We start from the raw sequence: 23,868 nt of genomic DNA, 5'->3' as shown, positions 1-23,868 counted from the left end.
CTGTCAGTCCTTGCGTCGCTTGAGCTGATCGACCAGCTGCGTTGGCAGGCCCTTGATGATCAAGGTTCCGGCCGCCTCGTCATACTCCACCTTGTCTCCCAGCAAATGCGCCTCGAAGCTGATCGACAGCCCCTCGGCGCGACCCGTGAAGCGGCGGAACTGATTGAGGGTGCGCTTATCGGCCGGAATCTCCGGCGAGAGCCCGTAGTCCTTGTTGCGAATGTGATCGTAGAACGCCTTGGGGCGGTCCTCGTCGATCAGGCTGGACAGCTCTTCCAGTGTGACAGGTTCGCCGAGCTTGGTTTGCGTGGTGGCGTACTCGACCAGCGTCTGGGTCTTCTCGCGTGCGGATTCCTCAGGCAGGTCTTCGCTCTCGACGAAATCGCTGAATGCCTTGAGCAGGGTGCGGGTTTCCCCTGGGCCGTCGACCCCTTCCTGGCAGCCGATGAAATCACGGAAGTAATCCGAAACCTTCTTCCCATTCTTGCCCTTGATGAACGAGATGTACTGTTTGGAATTCTGGTTGTTCTTCCACTCGGACAGGTTGATGCGGGCGGCAAGGTGCAGTTGGCCCAGGTCCAGGTGGCGTGAAGGGGTAACATCCAGCTCGGCGTTCACCGCCACGCCTTCACTGTGGTGCAGCAGGGCGATGGCCAGGTACTCGGTCATGCCTTGCTGGTAGTGGGCGAAGAGGATGTGCCCTCCAGTGGAGAGGTTGGATTCTTCCATCAGTTTTTGCAGGTGTTCGACTGCCACCCGGCTGAAGGCGGTGAAGTCTTTCTCGCCATCGAGGTACTGCTTCAACCAGCCGCTGAGCGGATAGGCGCCGGACTCGCCGTGGAAGAAGCCCCAGGCTTTGCCTTGCTTGGCGTTGTAGCTGTCGTTGAGGTCGGCCAGCAGGTTTTCGATGGCGTCCGATGCGCCAAGCTCGCTATCACGTGCATGGAGCACGGCGGGGCTGCCATCGGGCTTCTTGTCGATCAGGTGAACGATGCAATGACGGATTGGCATGGAATTCTCGAATGGGGTTGGGCGGTGCATGGCCGCGCTGCAAAGTCGCCAAGTTTACCTGAGTGAACCGGTGATGCAGTGGCCAGATGTTGGCGTAAATGCCTGTTGTTCGTTTTTTGTTCAATTTTGTGCGTTTTCGGGCTAAACCCCCGAAAAACCAGCACAAAATCAAAGTTGGCAGCGGATATTTATCCATTCCTGTGGTAGCTTTGCGCGGTCTTGCGCCCCCTGAAGTGGCGCATTGCTGGCAGTTGCTGGCGTCGTGTCGAACCAAACGCCGATTTTCGAATCTACATACGCGATTGGCGCGGCCCTCCAGTATTCAGGGGCTGGCCCGATAACGACGTAGCACGCTGCATAACCTCTGAATTTTTTAGGGAAGGAACACCATCATGGCATTGACCAAAGACCAACTGATTGCCGACATCGCCGAATCGATCGCCGCGCCAAAAGCCACCGCTAAAAACGCTCTGGAGCAACTGGGCCAGATCGTTGCTGACCAACTGGAAAACGGCGCTGAGATCACCCTGCCAGGCATCGGCAAGCTGAAAGTCTCCGAGCGTCCTGCCCGCACTGGCCGCAACCCTTCGACTGGCGCTGCCATCGAAATCGCTGCCAAGAAAGTCGTCAAGTTCGTTCCGGCCAAAGCCCTGACCGACGCCATCAACAAGTAATTGTCGATGTCTTGATGAAACCGCGCCCGGCTTGTCCGGGCGCGGTTTTTTCATGCCTGCGATTTACGCCGCGCATGCCAGGCCTGGCGCGCTGCGTCATCCTGGAAGCTCCAGGCGACCATGCGGCTCTGCTTCTGTCCCTGGCCCATCTCGACGATACGCACGGCCTTGGTTCCGACCTTCTTCAGGGCGGCCTCGATGCCAGGCAGGTTGCTGGCCTTGGACACCAGGCTGGTGAACCACAGCACTCGCTCGGCGTATTGCGCGCTTTCCTCGACCAGCTGGGTGACGAAGCGGATCTCGCCGCCCTCGCACCATAGCTCGTTGTTCTGTCCGCCGAAGTTCAGCACAGGCAACCTACGCTGGGGATCCTGCTTGCCCAGGTTCTTCCATTTGCGCTGGCTGCCACGGGTGGCTTCGTCGCGTGAAGCGTGAAAAGGTGGGTTGCACAGGGTCAGGTCGAAGCGTTCGTCCTCTTGCAGCAGGCCGCTGAGGATGCGCTTGCGGTTGGCCTGCTGACGCAGGGCGATTGCCTTGCTCAGGCCATTGGCCTGGACGATGGCCTTGGCCGAGGCCAGGGCCACGGGATCGATGTCCGAACCCAGGAAGCGCCAGCGATAGTCGCTGTGGCCCAGCAGGGGGTAGATGCAGTTGGCGCCGACGCCGATGTCCAGTGCGCGCACCTGGGCGCCCTTGGGGATGTCGCCGGCATTGTCCTCGGCCAGCAGGTCGGCGGCGACGTGGATGTAGTCGGCGCGGCCTGGAATCGGCGGGCACAGGTAGTCGGCAGGGATATCCCAGTGCTGGATGCCGTACTGTGCCTTGAGCAGGGCGCGGTTAAACACCCGCACGGCTTCGGGGTTGGCGAAGTCGATGCTGGGTTTGCCGTAGGGGTTGGTGATGGTGAAACGGGCCAGGTCAGGGTGGGCCTTGATCAGGCTGGGGAAGTCATAGCGGCCCTGGTGGCGGTTGCGCGGGTGCAGGGTGGGTTTGTTCGGGGTCATGCTCGGGTCCGGTGTTGCTTGCGCTGGCCAGAGGGCCGCTGTGCGGCCCATTCACGGCCAAGGCCGCTCCCACAGGATAGTGGTGCTACTTCAAGGCAGCCTCATTCCTGTGGGAGCGGCCTTGGCCGCGAACGAGGGCGAAGCCCTCGCCGGTCAGATCAGCAATGTCAGGTTACAGCGCTGCAATCCGCGCATGCTGCTCGGTGAAGTTGGCCAGGGCCTGCTCGGACTCGGCCAGCTTGGCGCGCTCCTTCTCGATCACTGCAGGCGGTGCCTTGTCGACGAAGGCGGCATTGGACAGCTTGCCACCCACACGGGCCACTTCGCCTTGTAGACGCTGGATCTCCTTGTTCAGGCGAGCCAGTTCGGCGTCCTTGTCGATCAGGCCGGCCATCGGTACCAGCACCTGCAGGTCACCCACCAGCGCGGTGGCCGACAGCGGGGCTTCGTCCTGCTCACCGAGAACGGTGAACGACTCGACCTTGGCCAGCTTCTTCAGCAGTGCTTCGTTTTCCTGCAGGCGACGTTGATCGTCGGCATTGGCGTTCTTGAGGAACAGCGGCAGCGGCTTGCCAGGACCGATGTTCATCTCGGCGCGGATGTTGCGCAGGCCGACCATCAGCTGTTGCAGCCACTCGATATCGCCTTCGGCGGCGACGTCGATGCGTTCTTCGTTCGCCACCGGCCAGGGTTGCAGCATGATGGTCTTGCCTTGGATGCCTGCCAGCGGCGCGATGCGCTGCCAGATCTCTTCGGTGATGAACGGCATGAACGGGTGGGCCAGGCGCAGGGCCACTTCCAGCACGCGAACCAGAGTACGGCGAGTGCCACGGGCACGCTCGACCGGGGCGTTCTCGTCCCACAGCACGGGCTTGGACAGCTCCAGGTACCAGTCGCAGTACTGGTTCCAGATGAACTCGTACAGGGCTTGGCTGGCCAGGTCGAAACGGAACTGCTCGAGTTGGCGAGTCACTTCGGCTTCGGTGCGCTGCAGCTGCGAGATGATCCAGCGGTCGGCCAGCGACAGCTCGACGGCTTCGCCGTTCTGGCCGCAGTCCTCGCCTTTGTCCAGCACGTAGCGGGCGGCGTTCCAGATTTTGTTGCAGAAGTTGCGGTAGCCCTCGACGCGGCCCATGTCGAACTTGATGTCACGACCGGTGGAAGCCAGCGAGCAGAAGGTGAAACGCAGGGCGTCGGTACCGTAGCTGGCGATGCCTTCCGGGAACTCGGCCTTGGTCTGCTTGGCGATTTTCTCGGCCAGCTTGGGTTGCATCATGCCGCTGGTGCGTTTTTCCAGCAGGGCGTCGAGGGTGATGCCGTCGACGATGTCCAGCGGGTCCAGCACGTTGCCCTTGGACTTGGACATCTTCTGGCCCTGGCCGTCACGCACTAAACCGTGCACGTAGACGGTCTTGAACGGTACCTGCGGGGTGCCGTCTTCGTTCTTGATCAGGTGCATGGTCAGCATGATCATGCGCGCAACCCAGAAGAAGATGATGTCGAAGCCAGTGACCAGCACGTCCGTGGAGTGGAAGGTCTTCAGGAACTCGGTCTGCTCCGGCCAGCCCAGGGTGGAGAAGGTCCACAGGCCCGAGCTGAACCAGGTGTCGAGCACGTCGTCGTCCTGGCGCAGCACCACGTCGGCGCCGAGGTTGTGCTTGGCACGGACTTCTTCTTCGTTGCGGCCGACGTAGACCTGGCCAGTCTCGTCGTACCAGGCTGGGATGCGGTGGCCCCACCACAGCTGGCGGCTGATGCACCAGTCCTGGATATCGCGCATCCACGAGAAGTACATGTTCTCGTACTGCTTGGGCACGAACTGGATACGGCCATCTTCGACCGCGGCGATGGCAGGTTCTGCCAGCGGCTTGGTGGAAACGTACCACTGGTCGGTCAGCCATGGCTCGATGACGGTGCCCGAACGGTCGCCTTTCGGCACTTTCAGGGCATGGTCATCGATGCTCACCAGCAGGCCTTGGGCGTCCAGGTCGGCGACGATCTGCTTACGCGCGACGAAACGGTCCAGGTTGGCGTACTGGGCAGGCAGGCGGGTGTCGATCTGCTCGTTGACGGAGCCGTCGAGGTTGAAAGCCTGGGCACTTGCCAGCACCATGGCGTTCTTGTCGAAGATGTTGAGCAGCGGCAGGTTGTGGCGCTTGCCGACTTCGTAGTCGTTGAAGTCGTGGGCCGGGGTGATCTTCACGCAGCCGGTGCCGAATTCCGGGTCGCAGTAGTCGTCGGCGATGATCGGAATGCGACGACCGACCAACGGCAGTTCGACGAACTTGCCGATCAGCGCCTGATAGCGCTCGTCGTTCGGGTTGACGGCAACCGCCACGTCGCCCAGCAGGGTTTCCGGACGGGTGGTGGCAACGACCAGGTGGTCCTTGCCTTCAGCGGTTTTGGCGCCGTCGGCCAGCGGGTAGCGCAGGTTCCACAGGTGGCCTTTCTCGTCGTGGTTTTCGACTTCCAGGTCGGAGATGGCGGTGTGCAGCTTGGTGTCCCAGTTGACCAGGCGCTTGCCGCGATAGATCAGGCCGTCTTCGTGCAGGCGTACGAAGGCTTCCTTGACCGCTTCGGACAGGCCGTCATCCATGGTGAAGCGCTCGCGGCTCCAGTCCACGGACGAGCCCAGGCGGCGGATCTGACGGCTGATGTTGCCGCCGGACTGCTCTTTCCATTCCCAGACTTTCTCGAGGAAGGCTTCACGGCCCAGGTCATGACGGTTCTGGCCCTTGGCCTCGAGCTGGCGCTCGACCAGCATCTGGGTGGCGATACCGGCGTGGTCGGTACCTGGCTGCCACAGGGTGTTGCGGCCTTGCATACGGCGGAAACGGATCAGGGCGTCCATGATCGCGTTGTTGAAGCCGTGGCCCATGTGCAGGCTGCCCGTCACGTTCGGCGGCGGGATCATGATGGTGTAGGACTCGCCTGCACCTTGCGGGGCGAAATAGTTCTCGGACTCCCAGGTGTTGTACCAGGAAGTTTCGATGGCGTGCGGCTGGTAGGTCTTATCCATGCGCGGCGGGACCCTATGGCATTTATTCGGGAAAGCCGGGAAGTATAACCAAGGTGGGGGCCGCAAGCGACACGCCTCTGTCATCTGTTGGCGCGGCGATGCCTGCTTCGCAGGTAAACCCGCTCCCATCGGGACCGCGCAGGCGCCTGCCGGTGGGAGAGGGCTTACCCGCGAAGGGGCGCCGCGAGACGTGGACCTTACTCGGAGCGCTTGATCAGGCGTTCCATGCGCGCATCCAGCCGGCGCTTGATTTCGGTCTCGATATGCGGGGTAAAGTCGTTGATCACGTCCTGCATGATCTGTTGCGCGGCTGCGCGCAACTCGCTTTCCAGGTGCAGCAGCGTGTCCTGGCGGCGGGTCTGCGGGTCATCCGCGGTGGCTGCAGGCACAGGCTCGGGTTCGACCGGCGGGTTGCCTGCCGGTACATCGAGCAACAGCGGAATCTGTTCCACCGTCTCGGTCAGCAGAGGCGGTTGCAGGTTGGCATCTCCCAGCAGCTGGCGAATCGACTCCAGGTCGTCGAGCAGATGGGCGGAATCGGGTAGGGCGGAAGGCTTGTCCATCGTCGTCAAAGTCGCTGTAAGCGGTGGTCTTGCAGAGCATAGCCCCGTTCGCGGTAGAAACGGAATCGTTCGCGCGCTGACTGGCGGATGCCAGGCTCCTCGACGACGATCTCGGCAACCCGTTCGAACTGGTCGACGAACCCTGGCACCGAGGCGCCGAGGTTGATCAGCAGGTCGCGGTGGTCGCCTGCATCGTCAGCCAGGCCCAAGGCCACTTGGGCATCGGCATGCGCTTCGGCCCGGTCGTGAGGCACGAAAGCCTCGCCCTTGAAACGCCACAGGCGCAGGTCCAGCTCGTCGCGTTGTTCGGCGTCCTGGCAATGCAGGTAGACGCGATGGCCGAGACGCCAGGCCTTCTCGCACAGCTTGCAGGCGAAATCCAAGCGTGCCGACAAGGCGTCGGTGGGCAGGATGTAGAAATCGACTTTGCTCATGGTTTGGTCTACCGGCCGGTGGCGCATTGGGCGCCACCGGTTTCACGGTTTCAGGCGCCGGCGCGGTCCAGCAGGTACTGCGTCAGCAATGGAACCGGGCGACCCGTGGCGCCTTTGTCCTTGCCGCCGCTGATCCAGGCGGTGCCGGCGATGTCCAGGTGCGCCCAGTTGTAGGCCTTGGCGAAGCGCGACAGGAAGCACCCTGCGGTGATGGTGCCGGCTTTTGGGCCGCCGATGTTGCCCATGTCGGCGAACGGGCTGTCCAGTTGTTCCTGGTATTCATCGAACAGTGGCAGCTGCCAGGCGCGGTCGTCGGCGCGCTTGCCGGCGTCGAGCAATTGATCGATCAGCTCGTCGTTGTTGCCCATCAGTCCCGAGGTGTGGCTGCCCAGGGCGACGATGCAGGCGCCGGTCAGGGTGGCGATATCGATCACGGCCTGAGGCTTGAAGCGCTCGGCGTAGGTCAGGGTGTCGCACAGCACCAGGCGGCCTTCGGCGTCGGTGTTGAGGATTTCCACGGTCTGGCCGCTCATGGTGGTGACGATGTCGCCCGGGCGAGTCGCGCCGCCGCTAGGCATGTTCTCGGCACAGGCCAGCAGGCACACCAGGTTGATCGGCAGTTGCAGTTCCAGCACTGCGCGCAGGGTGCCGAACACACTTGCCGAACCGCACATGTCGAACTTCATTTCATCCATGCCGGCGCCAGGCTTGAGGCTGATGCCGCCGGTGTCGAAGGTGATGCCCTTGCCGACCAGCACGAAGGGTTTCTCGCTTTTCTTGCCGCCCTGGTAGTTCATCACGATCAGCCGTGGAGGCTGGTCGCTGCCCTGGCCCACGGCATAGAAGGCGCCCATGCCCAGGTCCTTGATCTTCTTCTCGTCCAGCACTTCGACTTTCAGCGACTTGTGTGCCTTGCCCAGCTCCTTGGCTTGGTCCGCCAGGTAGCTTGGATGGCAGACGTTCGGCGGCAAGTTGCCCAGGTCGCGGGTGAAGGCCATGCCGGTGGCGATGGCGCTGGCGTGCTTTACGGCGCGCTCGGCTTCGGCCTGGCCGGCCTTGTCGGTCAGCAGGGTGACTTTCTTCAGGGCCCGCGGCTCAGCCTTCTGGCTCTTGAAGCGATCGAACACGTACTCGCCGTCGAGCAGGGTTTCGGCCAGCAGGCGGTACTTGCCGTAGTGAGCGTCGCGGTTGCTGACAGCGATGTCGTCCAGGGCCAGTACGGCATCTCCGCCGCCCAGGTTTTTCAACACACCGGCCACGCTGGCTACCAGCTTGCGCCAGGCGCGATCGCCAAGGGCTTCTTCCTTGCCGCTGCCAACCAGCAGCACGCGTTCGGCCTTGAGCCCTGGCAGGCTGTGCAGGAGCAGGGTCTGGCCAGGCTTGCCGGCCAGGTCGCCACGCTTGAGCAGGGCAGCAATGGCGCCGTCGGAGGCTTGGTCGACGGCCTTGGCGACAGCGCCGAGCTTACGACCTTCGCCTACTGGTACGACCAGCGTTGCGGTTTTCACAGATGCAGCAGCTACGCTTTTTACAACCAGTTCCATGTCAGGGTCCCCGAATGATCTTTACCGTAGGCGCTGAATGTTCGCGTGCGCCGGGCAGGCTTGGCCGCGTGGTCGCGTGCCAGTGGAAAAGCTGCCAGTTTGAGCCTGCGACAAGCGTGCTGACAACCCCGACGTGCGGCTTCATGCGCGGCCAAGTGACAGGCGCGGTCAATCACAGGATAATGCGCGCACTTTTATGGAGGTTCGCCTTTGGCGAACCAGCATTGGTCTGGCTGTACTACGTCATAGTCTGGCGCCATTGTTTGGCAGTCCGCCCCTGACAACCCAGGAGTGTCTGGTTTGATCGTCTTTCGTTATCTGTCCCGCGAGGTCCTGGTGACCTTGAGCGCCGTCAGCGCTGTGCTGCTGGTGATCATCATGAGCGGGCGCTTCATCAAGTACCTGGCCCAGGCCGCCCAAGGCGTGCTCGACCCGAGTGTACTGTTCCTGATCATGGGTTTCCGCCTGCCGGGTTTCCTGCAGCTGATTCTCCCACTGGGCCTGTTCCTCGGCATCCTGCTGGCCTATGGCCGGTTATACCTGGAAAGCGAGATGACCGTGCTGTCGGCCACCGGCATGAGCCAGCAGCGCCTGCTGGGCCTGACCATGGCCCCGGCGGCGCTGGTGGCATTGCTGGTCGCGTGGCTGAGCCTGAGCCTTGCGCCGCTGGGCGTTGCCCAGGTGCAGCAAATCATCAGCCAGCAGGACGCGCTGACCGAATTCGACACCCTGGTGCCGGGGCGTTTCCAGACCTTGCGTGATGGCTCGCGGGTGACCTACACCGAGCAGCTTTCGGACGACCGCATCAACTTAGGTGGCGTGTTCATCTCCGAGAAACGCTTCAACCAGGACAAGACCAAGGACCGCGCTCCTTCGGTGCTGGTCGCCGAGAAAGGTCACCAGGAAGTGCAGGCCGACGGCAACCGCTACCTGATCCTGGAAAATGGCTATCGCTATGACGGCAACCCTGGCCAGGCTGACTACCGTGCCATCAAGTACGACACCTACGGCGTATTGCTACCCAAGCCTGAAGTCAGCGAGGAAGTGACCGAGCGCGAAGCGATCCCGACCTCCCAACTGATCGGCCAGAAAGGCCTGCGTGAGCGCGCCGAGCTGCAATGGCGTCTGTCGCTGCCGATCCTGGTGTTCATCGTGACCGTGCTGGCAGTGCCGCTGGCCAAGGTCAACCCACGCCAGGGCCGCTTCCTCAAGCTGCTGCCGGCGATTCTTCTGTACATGGCCTACCTGACGATGCTGATTTCCGTACGTGGCGCCCTTGAGAAGGGCAAGTTGCCGATTGGCCTGGGTATCTGGTGGGTGCATGGACTGTTCCTGCTCATCGGCCTGGGCCTGATGTATTGGGAACCGCTGCGTCTCAAGCGCGCTGCCCGTCGTGCGGAGGTGGCCCATGGCTAAGCTCGATCGCTATATCGGCCAGAGCGTGCTGCTGGCCATTCTGGCGGTGCTGGGGATCATCCTCGGCCTGGCCTCGCTGTTTGCCTTCATCGACGAGATGGGCGACCTGAGCGACACCTACACGGTGATGGAGGCAGGTAACTTCGTCCTGCTGACCGCACCGCGTCGTCTGTACGAAATGCTGCCGATGGCCGCGCTGATCGGCTGCCTGGTCGGCCTGGGCAGCCTGGCCAGCAGTAGTGAGCTGACCATCATGCGCGCCGCTGGCGTTTCCATCGGCCGTATCGTCTGGGCGGTGATGAAGCCGATGCTGGTGCTGATGCTGGTGGGCCTCCTGATTGGCGAGTACGTGGCGCCGGTCACCGAAAACAAGGCCCAGGCCGACCGTTCCCTGGCCCAAGGCGGGGGAGAGGCACAAAGTTCCAAGCGCGGCATGTGGCACCGTCAGGGTGACGAGTTCGTGCACATCAACGCCGTGCAGCCCAACGGCCTGCTGCTGGGCGTGACCCGTTACCGCTTCGACAACGAGCGCAAGATCATCACGTCGAGCTTCGCCCGCCGTGCGCAATACAACCAGGATCACTGGGTGCTCAGCGACGTCAGCACCACGTATTTCCGTGGCGACCACACTGAAGTGGTGAAGGCGCCGCAGGAGCGTTGGGATGTCTCGGTCACGCCGCAACTGCTCAACACCGTGGTGCTGGCGCCTGAATCGCTGTCGATCACCGGGCTGTGGGACTACATCCATTACCTGTCCGACCAGGGCCTGAACAACGCGCGTTACTGGCTGGCGTTTTGGACCAAGGTGCTGCAGCCGGCGGTGACCGCGGCGCTGGTGCTGATGGCGATTTCCTTCATCTTCGGCCCACTGCGCTCTGTGACCCTGGGACAGCGGGTATTTACCGGTGTGCTGGTGGGCTTCGTGTTCCGCATTGGCCAGGACCTGCTTGGCCCTTCGAGCCAGGTGTTCGGCTTCCCGCCGCTGCTGGCGGTGGTGATCCCCGCCGGTATCTGTGCGGTGGCCGGTTTGTGGCTGTTGCGCAGAGCTGGTTGAGGTCAGTGGTGCATGCCGTGAGTGTTGCGGTGTGTGCCGGATCGAGCGCCGCCCGCGCGGCGCATCGCGAGCAAGGTTCGCTCCTACAGACGCCCGCGATACTGTGCCTTGCACCAAAGCGGTCGCGCGCAAATCCCACAGGTGTAGCTGGCCCGAAATAACCGTAGGAGCGAGCCTTGCTCGCGATGCGCCGCGCGGGCGGCGCTCGACCTATCGGACACCCTATCCTTCACGGCCTACACCCGAACGCTACCGATCAATTCTTCTGCTTCGGCACCCGCACCAACTGTGTCTCGGAATAGATGTCATGCCAGCCGCGCTTGCGCTTGTCGATCAGCGCCCAGAAGAACCCCATCCCCAGACACAGCCACGAAGCGATCGACACCACGAAGCGCAACAGCGCCTGCCACAGGCTAATGGCGCTGCCATCGGCGTTCTGTACCCGCACGCCCCACACCTGCATGCCCAGGGTTTGCCCGCCATGGGTCCAGAACTTGGCGAAGAAGCCGAACAGCGCGAACAGCAGAATCGTCGACAGCAGCGGGTCTCCATCCAGTGCGCCGGCATCGGTCAGTTCACGCATGCGGGCTTCACCGATGATGCTCATCTGGATCATCTTGTAGGCGCCTGCGGTGACGATCAGCAGGGCCGTACACAACAGAAAGTCATAGAACATCGCCGCCAGGCGCCGGCCGAGGCCTGCGGGTGGGAAATCTCCCTGGGGTGTGAGCAGAGGCTTGGACATGCGTTGCAGCTCCGAATGGCGAAGCCGGTATTCTACGGGCAAAAAAAAGCCCCTGCACTTGGCAGGGGCTTTTCTTCGAAGTCGGGTTCGGCTTAGCCGGCGACCTGAACCTTGTCAGCCTGCATGCCTTTCTGGCCTTGCACGGCTTCGAAGGTGACCTTTTGGCCTTCTTTCAGGCTCTTGAAGCCGTTGCCTTCGATAGCGCGGAAGTGTACGAACAGATCCGGACCGCTTTCTGGGGTGATGAAGCCGTAACCTTTCTCGTCATTGAACCACTTGACGGTACCGTTCTGACGCTCAGCCATTGTCTTATTTCCTATGAAGCTTAAATTTTTAATGACAGTTTCTTTCACATAATTCGGGGTGAAAGAGTACTGGGCTGGGTTGCAGGAAAGTAAGAGACGTCGAACGGGTTGTAGCAAATTGCGGCTACTGGCCCAGGTCACGAACTGTTGCGACCCATGCAAACACAGTGCTGTGACTCTACGCCAACTCCCGAGAGAAAAACAAGCCCTTCGCACTGTAGGAAATCAGCGATTTGCCGATAACCGACCAAATTGTCGGAAACGGCATGGCGCCTGGCCTGGCGCCATGTTCAAAAGTTATTGGACAGGTTCGAAAACGAATATGTCGAACCTCTCCCAAGGGCTTTCAACCGCGATAGTAACGTTGCGGAACAAAAGGCATTTTGCTGACTTTCAGGGCAACCTGCTTGCCGCGGACAACGGCAAACAGAGGCGTATCGATAGCGCTGTGTTCGTTATCGACATAACCCATGGCCACCGGTGCGCCGAGTGTCGGACCAAAGCCGCCGCTGCATACCTTGCCGACAGTCTTGCCGTTGGCGTCGACAATCTCCGCCCCTTCACGTACCGGAGTGCGTTCCTGGGGAAGCAAGCCGACCCGCTTGCGTGCCACGCCTTGCTGCTGTTGGGCATAAACCCGTTCGGCACCGGGGAAACCACCTGCGCGTGCACCGTCGGCGCGGCGGACCTTGGAGATGGCCCATAGCAGGCTGGCTTCGACCGGCGTGGTCTCGGTGTCCATGTCGTGGCCGTACAGGCACAGCCCGGCTTCCAGGCGCAGCGAGTCCCGCGCACCCAGGCCGATAGGCTGCACCTGCGGCTCGGTCAGCAGGCGGCGGGCCAAGGCTTCGGCAGCGTTGACTGGCACCGAGATTTCATAACCGTCTTCACCGGTATAGCCCGAGCGGCTGACGTAGCAGTCTTCACCCAGCAGCTTGACCGAGCGCAACTGCATGAAGGTCATGTCGGCCACTTCCGGCGCCAGGCGTTTCAGCACCTCGACGGCGGCCGGGCCTTGCAGGGCCAGCAGGGCACGTTCCTCGAACAGCGGTTGCACCTCGCAGCGGTTACCGATGTGCGCTTGCAGGTGAGCCAGGTCCTGGTCCTTGCAGGCAGCGTTGACCACCAGGAACAGCACATCGTTGCCCAGGTTGGCGACCATCAGGTCATCGAGGATGCCACCTTGGGCGTTGGTGAACATGGCATAGCGCTGCATGCCTACTGGCAGGTCGACGATGTCCACGGGCACCAGGGTTTCCAGGGCTTTGGCCGCATCGCTGCCGCGCAGGATGATCTGGCCCATGTGCGAAACATCGAACAGGCCGGCCTGCTCGCGGGTGTGCAGGTGCTCCTTGAGCACGCCCAGTGGGTACTGCACTGGCATGTCATAGCCGGCGAACGGCACCATGCGCGCGCCCAATTCGAGGTGCAGAGCGTGCAGCGGGGTCTTGAGCAGTGTTTCGGACATCGATGACTCCTTAGTTGTTTGTCGGGTCAACATTCGATGATGTTGACGGCCAGACCGCCTCGGGCGGTCTCCTTGTACTTGCTTTTCATGTCGGCGCCGGTCTGGCGCATGGTGCGGATGACCTTGTCGAGTGACACGTAGTGCTGCCCGTCTCCGCGTAAAGCCATGCGCACCGCGTTGATGGCCTTCACCGAGCCCATGGCGTTGCGTTCGATGCAAGGCACCTGGACCAGACCGCCAATGGGATCGCAGGTCAGACCCAGGTTGTGTTCCATGCCAATCTCGGCGGCGTTCTCCACTTGCTGCGGGGTGCCGCCCATCACCTCGCACAAGGCACCGGCCGCCATCGAGCAGGCGACCCCGACCTCGCCCTGGCAGCCAACCTCGGCGCCCGAGATCGAGGCGTTCTCCTTGTAGAGGATGCCGATGGCAGCGGCGGTGAGCAGGAAGCGCACCACGCCGTCCTCACTGGCACCGGGGATGAAGCGCATGTAGTAATGCAGCACCGCTGGGACGATGCCTGCTGCGCCGTTGGTCGGCGCAGTGACCACTCGCCCGCCGTAGGCGTTTTCTTCGTTCACCGCCAGGGCATAGAGGTTGACCCAGTCGAGCACCGACAGCGCATCGCGCAGGCTGGCTTCCGGGTTGCTGCTCAGTTGACGGTACAGCGCCGGGGCCCGGCGCTTGACCTTCAGCCCGCCGGGCAGGATGCCCTCATGGCGGCAGCCGGCCGCGACGCAGTCCTGCATCACTTGCCAGATGCGCAGCAGCCCCGCACGGGTCTCGGCTTCCGGGCGCCAGGCGGACTCGTTGGCGAGCATGACCTGGCTCACCGGCATCTGCTGTGCGACGCAATGACCGAGCAGCGCCTTGGCGGTCTTGAAAGGGTAGGTGAGGACCGTGCGGTCCTCGACGATGCGGTCGTGGCCTGCCGCGTCCTCATCGACGACGAAACCGCCGCCCACCGAGTAGTACTCCCTGCTGCGGATTTGCAATCCGGCTGCATCGAAGGCGCGGAAGATCATGCCGTTGGGGTGATATGCCAACGGTTTACGGATCATCGCAAGGTGCTGTTTTTCGATGAACGCGATGTCGTGCTCGCCCAGCAGGCGCAGTTGACCGCTGTCGCGGATCGCTTGCAGGCGGGCGGGGATGGATTCGGTATCGACGGTATCGGGGTGCTCGCCTTCAAGGCCGAGCAATACCGCTTTGTCACTGCCGTGGCCCTTGCCGGTGGCGCCTAGCGAGCCATACAACTCGGCCTTGACGCTGACAGTGTGGCTCAACAGGTCGTCGCGGCGCAGCCCTTCGGCAAAGCGCGCGGCGGCGCGCATCGGGCCGACCGTGTGGGAGCTGGAGGGGCCTATGCCGATCTTGAACAGGTCGAAGACGCTCAATGACATGGTGGTTCCTCCTGAAGATTGTGCGACTGGTGTGCCGCCCGACCGCGACACAAGGCCGCTCCCCGCTCTTTGTCGGAGCGGCCTTGTGTCGCGATGGGGCCGCGACGCGACCCCTGAGTGCCACAGGCCGCCTCAGGCGTCCTGGTAGCTCTCGATCGACGGGCACGCGCAGACCAGGTTACGGTCGCCGAACACGTTGTCGACCCGGCCTACGGGCGGCCAGTACTTGGCCTCCACCAGGCTCGGCAGCGGGTAGACCGCTTGCTCGCGGCTATAGCCGTGAGCCCACTCGCCCACCAGCTCAGCTGCCGTGTGCGGGGCGTTCTTCAGCGGGTTGTCGTCCTTGTCCAGGCTGCCGTTTTCCACCGCGCGGATTTCCTCGCGGATCTGGATCATCGCATCACAGAAGCGATCCAGCTCTTCCTTGGATTCACTTTCGGTCGGTTCGATCATCAGCGTGCCAGCCACCGGGAAGGACATGGTCGGCGCGTGGAAGCCGAAGTCGATCAGGCGCTTGGCCACGTCGTCGACACTGATGCCACTGGTGTCCTTGAGCGGGCGCAAGTCGAGGATGCACTCGTGGGCGACCAGGCCATTGCCGCCGGTGTACAGAACAGGATAGTGCTCTTCCAGGCGGCGGGCGATGTAGTTGGCATTGAGAATGGCCATCTGCGAAGCACGCTTGAGACCGGCACCGCCCATCATGCGGATGTACATCCAGGTGATCGGCAGGATGCTGGCGCTGCCGAACGGCGCGGCGCATACCGCCCCTTCGGTGTTCTCGAGCGCGGCATGGCCTGGCAGGAACGGTGCCAGGTGCGACTTGACGCCGATCGGGCCGACGCCCGGGCCGCCACCGCCGTGGGGAATGCAGAAGGTCTTGTGCAGGTTCAGGTGCGAAACGTCGCCGCCGAACTTACCTGGGGCGCACAGGCCGACCATGGCGTTCATGTTGGCACCGTCGATGTACACCTGGCCGCCGTTGTCGTGGATGATCGCGCAGATTTCGCCAATCGCTTCCTCGAACACGCCGTGGGTCGACGGGTAGGTGATCATGATCGCGGCGAGGCGCTCGCGGTGCTCGATGGCCTTGGCGCGAAGGTCTTCGACATCGACGTTACCGCGGGCATCGCAGGCGGTGACCACCACGCGCATGCCGGCCATGTGGGCGGTCGCAGGGTTGGTACCGTGGGCCGACGAAGGGATCAGGCAGATGTCGCGGTGGCCTTCGCCACGGCTGCGGTGATAGGCGCGGATGGCCAGCAGGCCTGCGTACTCGCCCTGGGAACCGGCGTTAGGTTGCAGCGACACGGCGTCGTAGCCAGTGGCGGCGCACAGCATGGCTTCCAGCTCGGTGGTCATCTGCAGGTAGCCCTGGCTTTGCTCGGCGGGGGCGAACGGGTGCAGGTTGCCGAACTCGGCCCAGGTGACCGGGATCATTTCACTGGCGGCATTGAGCTTCATGGTGCACGAGCCCAGCGGGATCATGCTGCGGTCCAGCGCCAGGTCTTTGTCGGCCAGGCGACGCAGGTAGCGCATCAATTCGGTTTCGCTGTGGTAGCGATTGAACACCGGGTGCTGAAGAATCGCCGATTGACGCTGCAGCGCAGCCGGCAGGCGCGAGCCGGTGCTGGCGGCGAGGGCGGCGAAGTCAGGCTGGACCTTGTCGCCAGCCAGCAGTTGCCAGAGGGCTTCGACGTCAGCCTGGGTGCTGGTTTCGTCAAGGGACAGGCCCAGGTGGCCGGCGTCGATCTGGCGCAGGTTGATGCGCTGGGCGCGGGCTTTTTCATGCAGGTTGGCAGTGGCAGCACCGGTGGCCAGGGTCAGGGTGTCGAAGGCGGTCTCGCCCAGCACCTCGATGCCCAGGCTCTTCAGGCCGGCAGCCAGGATCGCGGTCAGCGCATGGGTGCGCTCGGCGATGCGCTTGAGGCCTTCCGGACCGTGGTAAACGGCGTACATGCTGGCGATGTTGGCCAGCAGTACCTGAGCGGTGCAGATGTTGCTGGTGGCCTTCTCGCGGCGGATGTGCTGCTCGCGGGTTTGCATGGCCAGGCGCAGGGCAGTCTTGCCGAAGCGGTCGATCGATACGCCCACCAGGCGGCCCGGCATGTCACGCTTGAACGCGTCACGGGTGGCGAAGTAGGCCGCGTGCGGGCCACCGAAGCCCAGCGGCACACCGAAGCGCTGGGCGCTGCCGATGGCGACGTCGGCGTCGAACTCGCCAGGCGGGGTCAGCAGGGTCAGGGCCAGCAGGTCGGCAGCAACGGCAACCAGCGCGTTGGCGGCGTGCAAGCGCTGGACCAGTTCCCGGTAGTCGAACACTTCACCGTTGCTGGCCGGGTACTGCAGTAGGGCGCCGAAGAAGGCACTGACATCGGTCAGTTCACGTTCGTCGCCAACCACGATCTCGATGCCCAGTGGCTCGGCACGGGTGCGCAGCACGTCCAGGGTTTGCGGGTGGCAATGGCGGGAGGCGAAGAAGGCATGGCTGGCCTTGTTCTTCGACAGGCGTTTGCAGAAGGTCATGGCCTCGGCAGCGGCGGTGGCTTCGTCGAGCAGGGAGGCGTTGGCGATCGGCAGGCCGGTGAGGTCGCTGATCAGGGTCTGGAAGTTCAGCAGCGCTTCCAGGCGGCCCTGGGAGATTTCTGGCTGGTAAGGGGTGTAGGCGGTGTACCAGGCCGGGTTCTCCAGCAGGTTGCGCAGGATCGGTGCCGGCGTGTGGGTGTTGTAGTAACCCTGGCCGATATAGCTCTTGAACAGCTGGTTCTTGCCGGCGATGGCTTTCAGTGCGGCGAGGGCGTCGGCTTCACTCTGGCCGTCTTCGCTGCCCAGCACGCTGGTGCCCTTGATGCTGTCGGGGATGACGGCGGCGGTCATCGCTTCCAGCGAGTCGAAGCCCAGGCTGGCGAGCATGGCTTGCTCGTCGGCGGCGCGGGGGCCGATGTGACGGGCGATGAATTCGTTGGCGGTGCCGAGGTTGATGGTCATGGTCGGTTCCTCAGGCGTCGTCGTTGGCTTTGATCAGACGGTCGTAGGCGTCCTGGTCGAGCAGGGCAGCCACTTCGCTCATGTCGGCGGGGACGAAGCGGAAGAACCAGCCCTCGCCCAGCGGATCTTCGTTGACCCGCTCGGGGCTGTCGTTGAGGCCTTCGTTGACGGCGACCACTTCACCGCTCAGGGGCATGTACACGCCGCTGGCAGCCTTGACCGATTCGACGGTGGACGCTTCGGCGCCTTTGTCGTACGACTGCAGCTCCGGCAGTTGCACGTAGACCACATCGCCAAGGGCGTTCTGAGCGTAGGCAGTGATGCCCACGGTGACGCTGCCATCGGCTTCGACGCGCAGCCATTCGTGATCTTCGGTGAAACGCAACTCGCTCATGGGAATTCCTCGGGAAGCAGGGCGTTGGGCGCGGTGGCTCCGCGCTCTTGGGGTTGGAATTCCCTTAGCAAATATGCGGCCAGTATTTAAAAACTCATTTAAATCAAAGACTTGCGTGATTACAGAAATGTTTCTGACATTTCGGTGGAATGAAAACGCTACAGAAGGCGCGGGTAGCAAAAGGGTTGGCGGATCAAACCCTTGCGTAGTGGCATTTGCAGGAGGGTGTATTGGTTTCGATACGGTGTATTGATTTCGATACGGAAGAGTCGCAACGCCCAGGCCAGGTTCAGGCTTTGCTGGGTATGCCGTACTTGCGCAAGCGCTGCGCAATTGCGGTATGCGAGGTTTGTAGTCGTCCTGCCAGTTGCCGGGTGGAGGGGTAGCTTGCGTACAAGCGCTGCAACAGTTCGCGCTCGAAATCTCCCACCGCCTGCTCAAGGCTGGCCACGTCGCCATCCTGCCCCCGCGCCACCGAGGTACCGGCGATGTCCAGATCGCCAATGTCTACCAGGTTACCCTCGCAAATGGCGGCGGCGCGAAAGATCACGTTCTGTAGTTGGCGCACGTTGCCTGGCCAAGGGTTGGCCAGCAGCGCCGAATGGGTGGCGGGCGCCAGGCGGCATGGCGGGCGCTGGATCTGGGTGCAGGCCTGCTGCATGAAGAAGTGGGCGAGCATCAGGATGTCCTGGCCACGTTCGCGCAGGGGAGGCACCTGCAGGTTCAGCACGTTCAGCCGGTAGAACAAGTCTTCGCGGAAGCTGCCTTCGGCCACCATGCGTTCCAGGTCGCGGTGAGTAGCGCTGATGATGCGTACATCGACCTTCACCTCGCGGTCACCGCCGACCCGGCGGAAGCTGCCATCGCTGAGAAACCGTAGCAGCTTGGCCTGTAGGTAGGGTGACATCTCGCCAATTTCATCGAGGAACACCGTGCCTTGGTTGGCCAGTTCCATCAGCCCCGGTTTGCCGCCGCGCTGGGCCCCGGTGAAGGCGCCCGGGGCGTAACCGAACAGTTCGCTTTCGGCCAGGCTCTCGGGTAGCGCAGCGCAGTTCAGGGCCAGGAAGGGCGCCGCATGGCGACTGCTGATCGCGTGACAGGCGCGGGCCACCAGTTCCTTGCCGGTACCGGTCTCACCGTGGATCAGCAACGGTGCGTCCAGGGTTGCCACGCGCAAGGCTCGGGCCTTGAGGGTGCGGATCACCGGGGACTCGCCGAGCAGAGCGTCGAAGCCTTCGGCATGGTCGTGGTGCAGGGCCGAAAGCCGCTCACCCATGCGGGTGGGTGGGTACAGGGTCAACAGGCCGCCGGCATTGGTGATCGGCGTGGCGTCCAGCAGCAGGCTCTGGCCGTTGAGCTGCATTTCGCGCATCGGCAAGTGGAAGTTATTGTCCAGCAGGGCCTGAAGCAGCCCCGGATCCCCGAACAGCTCCCCCACTGAGCGGCCAGCCGATTCGCGCCCGCACAGGGCGATCAGGGCGGGGTTGGCCAGCAACACCTTGCCAGCGCTGTCGACAGCCAGCACCGGGTCGCTCATTGCCGCCAGCAGGGCATCGAGTTGCAGGTGGCGGCGTTGGCCGGGGAGGATGTCGACGACCTCCACCGACTGCACGCCACGGACTTCGAACAGCGCGTCGTGCAGCTCTTCCAGTACAGCAGGGCTGAGGGTCGGCGCGTCGATGTAGACGTTCGGCGGGACCATCTCCACGGCGTCCAGGTTGAGGTTGCGGGCACCGAGCAGGGCCAGGACTTCCTGGGTGATGCCGACGCGGTCTATGAAGCTGACGTGGATGCGCATGGGGGGCAGAGCTTGTGGCCGTGGAGGGCGGTAGTATGCCTTGGGAGGGGGATTAAGCCCAATCGCCGCGACGGGCCAGCTGCCACAGGTATTCCGCATTATCTGAAGCGGCGGAGCACCTGTGGGATTGGCTGTCGTGCATTGGCTGTACCGGCGGCGTCGCCGGTAAGCGGGCTCCTGCGCGGCTTGCGGTCATTCCAGGTGTTCTGGCTTGATCGGGTCGCCCGATTTCACGTCCAGCTTGATGCGAATGTCTTCGAACATCGCGTCGTAGATCTTGTGGGGCGAAGAGAGCGTCTCGAATTTCTTCGGTGGGGGAAGGTGTGCCTGCGCTTTACGGCTCAGTACCATGAGAAAGCTGGGCAGCACCTGGTCTTTGGCCAGGAAGAACTTTTCATCGACATCCTTGCCCTCGATGCTGCCATGCATGCGGAACTGGATGCCCCGGCCTTCCCGTGGGTCTTGCGATGCTTCGTACTCGATGTTGAGGTCGTAGCTGTGGTCATTCTTGTTCAGCGCGTCGCGCTCGATATGTACATGACCTGGCTTGAACTGAGCCATGGCGAAATCCTCTGGAAGGTTGATAACGGCGGGCACCGTAGCACCCGCCGACTGCCATCAACGGTAGCTGATTCCCGGCGTAGCGGTGCTCACCCGCGTGCCGGCGGTGCCTTTGACGATGTCTTCGATGTTCTCCAGCGAGCTGATCACTGCCACTTTGCCGGTATGACGGGCGAAATCACAGGCGGCCTGGACTTTCGGTCCCATCGAGCCGGCAGCGAAGCCCAGGCGTTCGAGTTCGTCGGGATGCGCCTGGGCAATGGCTTTCTGCGTCGGCTTGCCCCAGTCAATGTACGCCGCATCCACATCCGTGGCGATTATCAGAAGGTCGGCATCCAACTGTTCGGCCAGCAGCGACGAGCACAGGTCCTTGTCGATGACAGCTTCGATGCCTTTGAGCTTGCGATTTTCATCGTACATGGTGGGGATGCCGCCACCGCCGGCGCAGATCACGATGCTGTTCTTTTCCAGCAGCCACTTGATCGGACGAATCTCGAAAATGCGCTTGGGTTTCGGGCTGGCCACCACACGGCGGTACTTGTCGCCGTCGGCCTTTACCACCCAGCCCTTTTCCTTGGCCAGGCGTTCGGCTTCTTCCTTGCTGTAGACCGGGCCGATGAACTTGGTCGGGTCCTTGAAGGCCGGGTCGTTGGCGTCGACTTCCACCTGGGTGAGCAGGGTGGCGAAAGGCACTTCGAAGGCCAGCAGGTTGCCCAGTTCCTGTTCGATCATGTAGCCGATCATGCCTTCGGTTTCGGCGCCCAGCACATCCAGTGGGTAGGCTTCATCGGGTTTGTAGGCCAGCCCCTGGAGTGACAGCAGGCCGACTTGCGGGCCGTTGCCATGGGCAATGACCAATTCGTTGCCGGGGTGAATCTTGGCGATCTGTTCGGTGGCGGTACGGATATTGGCGCGCTGGTTGTCAGCGGTCATGGGCTCGCCGCGGCGTAGCAGGGCGTTGCCGCCCAATGCAACAACGATACGCATGGGGAATGTCCTTTCATGTAAAGAGGTGAGTGAAGCTCAGGGGCTGGACACCGCCCCCTGTGGGCACCGGTTTACCCGTGAATGCGTGAGCAGCATCCGTGGCGAATCCGGGACTGACGCTTTCGCGGGTGAACCAGCGCCCACAGGGATTGCGGTTAGAGATCAGCCAGGGTCGACACCAGAATCGCCTTGATGGTGTGCATGCGGTTTTCTGCCTGTTCGAAGGCGATGCATGCTGGCGACTCGAACACGTCCTCGGTCACTTCGATACCGTTGGCCAGGTGTGGGTACTGTTCGGCGATCTGCTTGCCAACCTTGGTCTCGGAGTTGTGGAACGCCGGCAAGCAGTGCATGAACTTGGTCCGTGGGTTGCCGGTGGACTTCATCAGTTCCTTGTTCACCTGGTAGGGCAGCAACTGCTTGATACGCTCGCCCCAGGCTTCGACAGGTTCACCCATCGACACCCAGACGTCGGTGTGCACGAAGTCCACGCCCTTGACCGCGGCTTTCGGGTCTTCGGTGAGGGTGATGCGAGCACCGCTTTCTTCGGCGTACTTGTGGCAGCGTTCGACCAAGTCGTCGTGGGGCCACAGGGCCTTGGGCGCAGCGATGCGTACGTCCATGCCGAGCTTGGCACCGATCAGCAGCAGCGAGTTGCCCATGTTGTTGCGGGCATCGCCCAGGTAGGCGTAGCTGATGTCGTGCAGCGGTTTGTCGCTGTGCTCGCGCATGGTCAGCACGTCGGCGATCATCTGGGTCGGGTGGTATTCGTCGGTCAGGCCGTTGAAGACCGGAACGCCCGCGAACTTGGCCAGTTCTTCGACGATCTCCTGCTTGAAGCCCCGGTACTCGATGGCGTCATACATGCGCCCAAGCACGCGGGCGGTGTCCTTCATGCTTTCCTTGTGGCCGATCTGCGACGAATTGGGGTCGATGTAGGTGACGTTGGCGCCCTGGTCGTAGGCGGCGACTTCGAAGGCGCAGCGGGTACGGGTCGAGGTCTTTTCGAAGATCAGGGCGATATTGTTGCCCTTCAAGTGCTGCTGCTCGGTGCCGGTGTACTTGGCGCGCTTGAGGTCGCGGGACAGGTCCAGCAGGTACTTCAGCTCGCGGGTGGTGTGGTGTTCCAGGCTGAGCAGGTTGCGGTTGTGGATATTGAACGCCATGACAGTTTCTCCTTGAGTTCGGTGATGTTCCGGCCACCACCTTGTGGGGATGGCCGGGCGTGATGGACGTTAGTAGTCGATGGGGTCGCGTACGATCGGGCAGGTCATGCAGTGGCCACCGCCGCGGCCACGGCCCAGTTCGCCGGCGCTGATGGTGATGACCTCGATCCCGGCCTTGCGCAGCAGGGTGTTGGTGTAGGTGTTGCGGTCGTAGCCGATGACCACGCCGGGCTCGATCGCCACCACGTTGTTGCCGTCATCCCACTGCTCGCGCTCGGCGGCGAAGCTGTTGCCGCCGGTCTCGACCACACGCAGCTTGACGCCCAGGTGCTCGCCGACCACCTCGATGAACGACTTGTTCTCGCGACGCACGTCCATGCCGTATGGCTTGCTTTCGTCCGGGCGGATGATGAACGGCACGATCTCTTTCACCACTTCCGGGAAGACTGTGACCAGGTCGCGGTCGCAGAAGCTGAAGACGGTGTCCAGGTGCATGGCGGCGCGGGATTTCGGCAGGCCGGCGACGATCACTTCCTTGACTGCGCCCTTGGCGAACAGGCTCTGTGCCAGCTGGCCGATGGCCTGGCGCGAAGTGCGCTCGCCCATGCCGATCAGCACGATGCCCTTACCAATCGGCATCACGTCACCGCCTTCGAGGGTAGACTGGCCATGGTCCTTGTCCGGATCGCCGTACCACACCTGGAAGTCGGCACCGGTGAACGCCTTGTGGAATTTGTAGATGGCGGTGGTCAGCAGGGTTTCCTGGCGTCGCGCCGGCCAGTACATCGGGTTCAGCGTCACGCCGCCGTAGATCCAGCAAGTGGTGTCGCGGGTGAACTGGGTGTTGGGCAGTGGCGGCAGGATGAAGCTGGAGTGGCCCAGGTATTCGTTGTACATCTTGACCACTTCGGCACCTTCGGTATCCGGCAGGTCCTGGCCGGCCACGCCGCCGATCAGGTACTCCGCCAGGCGCCGAGGTTCAAGCCCTTCGAGCCAGTGGCGTACTTCGTTGGTCAGCCCCACACCGACAGTGTCTGGAGTGATCTTGCGGTCGAGGATCCACTTGAGGGCCTCTGGCTGCTGCACGATGTCGGTCAGCAGGTTGTGCATTTCCAGTACATCCACACCGCGCTCGCGCATCTTGGTGACGAAGTCGAAATGGTCACGCTTGGCCTGTTCGACCCAGATCACGTCATCGAACAGCAGCTCGTCACAGTTGCTTGGCGTCAGACGCTGGTGCGCCAGGCCGGGCGAGCACACCATCACTTTGCGCAGTTTGCCGGCTTCGGAGTGGACACCGTACTTCTGTTTTTCAGCGGACATGGTTTCATTCC

General features: G+C 62.6%; 20 protein-coding genes. 3 read left to right on the top strand and 17 right to left on the bottom strand.

Annotated features, from left to right (window positions below; genetic code table 11):
- Positions 1 to 3: 3 nt before the first annotated feature.
- Positions 4 to 1,011 carry a nucleoid-associated protein YejK gene (yejK, locus tag VXM67_RS21860; protein ID WP_023382126.1) on the bottom strand — a complete coding sequence of 336 codons (1,008 nt, stop codon included), beginning with the start codon at positions 1,009 to 1,011 and terminating at the stop codon, positions 4 to 6.
- Positions 1,012 to 1,403: 392 nt separating this feature from the next.
- Between yejK and VXM67_RS21855 the strand changes: the two genes are divergently transcribed.
- Complete coding sequence (locus tag VXM67_RS21855) at positions 1,404 to 1,685, top strand: HU family DNA-binding protein (protein ID WP_023382125.1); 282 nt, start codon at positions 1,404 to 1,406, stop codon at positions 1,683 to 1,685.
- A gap of 50 nt (positions 1,686 to 1,735) precedes the next feature.
- Here VXM67_RS21855 and rlmF read toward each other — a convergent pair whose 3' ends face one another.
- The 5 genes from rlmF to VXM67_RS21830 form a co-directional block, all read right to left on the bottom strand.
- The gene (gene rlmF / locus VXM67_RS21850; RefSeq protein WP_023382124.1) at positions 1,736 to 2,689 is read right to left on the bottom strand and encodes a 23S rRNA (adenine(1618)-N(6))-methyltransferase RlmF; all 954 of its coding nucleotides are present in this window, start codon (positions 2,687 to 2,689) and stop codon (positions 1,736 to 1,738) included.
- 172 nt (positions 2,690 to 2,861) lie between these two features.
- A complete protein-coding gene (locus VXM67_RS21845) occupies positions 2,862 to 5,708 on the bottom strand; it encodes a valine--tRNA ligase (protein WP_023382123.1) in 2,847 nt (948 codons plus the stop codon).
- Between the two features lie 197 nt (positions 5,709 to 5,905).
- Positions 5,906 to 6,271, bottom strand: coding sequence for a hypothetical protein (locus VXM67_RS21840; RefSeq protein WP_023382122.1), 366 nt, complete (start codon positions 6,269 to 6,271; stop codon positions 5,906 to 5,908).
- Between the two features lie 5 nt (positions 6,272 to 6,276).
- Positions 6,277 to 6,705 carry a DNA polymerase III subunit chi gene (locus VXM67_RS21835; protein WP_023382121.1) on the bottom strand — a complete coding sequence of 143 codons (429 nt, stop codon included), beginning with the start codon at positions 6,703 to 6,705 and terminating at the stop codon, positions 6,277 to 6,279.
- Positions 6,706 to 6,755: 50 nt separating this feature from the next.
- A complete protein-coding gene (locus VXM67_RS21830) occupies positions 6,756 to 8,249 on the bottom strand; it encodes a leucyl aminopeptidase (RefSeq protein ID WP_023382120.1) in 1,494 nt (497 codons plus the stop codon).
- A 300-nt stretch (positions 8,250 to 8,549) separates the two neighbouring features.
- Here VXM67_RS21830 and lptF point away from each other — a divergent pair, with 300 nt between their 5' ends.
- Both lptF and lptG read left to right on the top strand, forming a co-directional pair.
- Positions 8,550 to 9,665, top strand: coding sequence for an LPS export ABC transporter permease LptF (gene lptF / locus VXM67_RS21825; RefSeq protein ID WP_023382119.1), 1,116 nt, complete (start codon positions 8,550 to 8,552; stop codon positions 9,663 to 9,665).
- Positions 9,658 to 10,719 (top strand): LPS export ABC transporter permease LptG, encoded by a 1,062-nt coding sequence (lptG, locus tag VXM67_RS21820; RefSeq protein ID WP_023382118.1) that lies wholly within the window; start codon positions 9,658 to 9,660, stop codon positions 10,717 to 10,719. The genes lptF and lptG overlap by 8 nt, the downstream gene beginning before the upstream one ends.
- A gap of 256 nt (positions 10,720 to 10,975) precedes the next feature.
- Here lptG and VXM67_RS21815 read toward each other — a convergent pair whose 3' ends face one another.
- The 11 genes from VXM67_RS21815 to arcA form a co-directional block, all read right to left on the bottom strand.
- Positions 10,976 to 11,464 (bottom strand): RDD family protein, encoded by a 489-nt coding sequence (locus VXM67_RS21815; RefSeq protein ID WP_023382117.1) that lies wholly within the window; start codon positions 11,462 to 11,464, stop codon positions 10,976 to 10,978.
- A 92-nt stretch (positions 11,465 to 11,556) separates the two neighbouring features.
- The gene (locus VXM67_RS21810; RefSeq protein ID WP_003257941.1) at positions 11,557 to 11,769 is read right to left on the bottom strand and encodes a cold-shock protein; all 213 of its coding nucleotides are present in this window, start codon (positions 11,767 to 11,769) and stop codon (positions 11,557 to 11,559) included.
- A 346-nt stretch (positions 11,770 to 12,115) separates the two neighbouring features.
- Entirely contained in the window at positions 12,116 to 13,237 is a 1,122-nt protein-coding gene (gcvT, locus tag VXM67_RS21805) for a glycine cleavage system aminomethyltransferase GcvT (RefSeq protein ID WP_104881318.1), read from the bottom strand.
- Between the two features lie 26 nt (positions 13,238 to 13,263).
- A complete protein-coding gene (locus tag VXM67_RS21800; RefSeq protein ID WP_023382115.1) occupies positions 13,264 to 14,640 on the bottom strand; it encodes an L-serine ammonia-lyase in 1,377 nt (458 codons plus the stop codon).
- A 132-nt stretch (positions 14,641 to 14,772) separates the two neighbouring features.
- The gene (gene gcvP / locus VXM67_RS21795; RefSeq protein WP_027906578.1) at positions 14,773 to 17,628 is read right to left on the bottom strand and encodes an aminomethyl-transferring glycine dehydrogenase; all 2,856 of its coding nucleotides are present in this window, start codon (positions 17,626 to 17,628) and stop codon (positions 14,773 to 14,775) included.
- Positions 17,629 to 17,638: 10 nt separating this feature from the next.
- Positions 17,639 to 18,022, bottom strand: coding sequence for a glycine cleavage system protein GcvH (gene gcvH / locus VXM67_RS21790; RefSeq protein ID WP_023382113.1), 384 nt, complete (start codon positions 18,020 to 18,022; stop codon positions 17,639 to 17,641).
- Between the two features lie 289 nt (positions 18,023 to 18,311).
- Positions 18,312 to 19,820 carry a sigma-54-dependent transcriptional regulator gene (locus VXM67_RS21785; protein ID WP_023382112.1) on the bottom strand — a complete coding sequence of 503 codons (1,509 nt, stop codon included), beginning with the start codon at positions 19,818 to 19,820 and terminating at the stop codon, positions 18,312 to 18,314.
- A 192-nt stretch (positions 19,821 to 20,012) separates the two neighbouring features.
- Entirely contained in the window at positions 20,013 to 20,381 is a 369-nt protein-coding gene (locus tag VXM67_RS21780; protein WP_023382111.1) for a DUF5064 family protein, read from the bottom strand.
- A 57-nt stretch (positions 20,382 to 20,438) separates the two neighbouring features.
- Positions 20,439 to 21,368 carry a carbamate kinase gene (gene arcC / locus VXM67_RS21775; RefSeq protein WP_023382110.1) on the bottom strand — a complete coding sequence of 310 codons (930 nt, stop codon included), beginning with the start codon at positions 21,366 to 21,368 and terminating at the stop codon, positions 20,439 to 20,441.
- A gap of 155 nt (positions 21,369 to 21,523) precedes the next feature.
- Positions 21,524 to 22,534, bottom strand: a complete 1,011-nt coding sequence (locus VXM67_RS21770) for an ornithine carbamoyltransferase (protein WP_023382109.1) — start codon at positions 22,532 to 22,534, stop codon at positions 21,524 to 21,526.
- Between the two features lie 69 nt (positions 22,535 to 22,603).
- A complete protein-coding gene (gene arcA / locus VXM67_RS21765; protein ID WP_023382108.1) occupies positions 22,604 to 23,857 on the bottom strand; it encodes an arginine deiminase in 1,254 nt (417 codons plus the stop codon).
- Between the last annotated feature and the right edge of the window lie 11 nt (positions 23,858 to 23,868).

It is taken from the genome of Pseudomonas sp. Rh2, assembly GCF_040762985.1.
In the GTDB taxonomy this organism is placed as follows: domain Bacteria; phylum Pseudomonadota; class Gammaproteobacteria; order Pseudomonadales; family Pseudomonadaceae; genus Aquipseudomonas; species Aquipseudomonas taiwanensis.
This window is presented reverse-complemented; position numbering and strand designations above follow the sequence as displayed.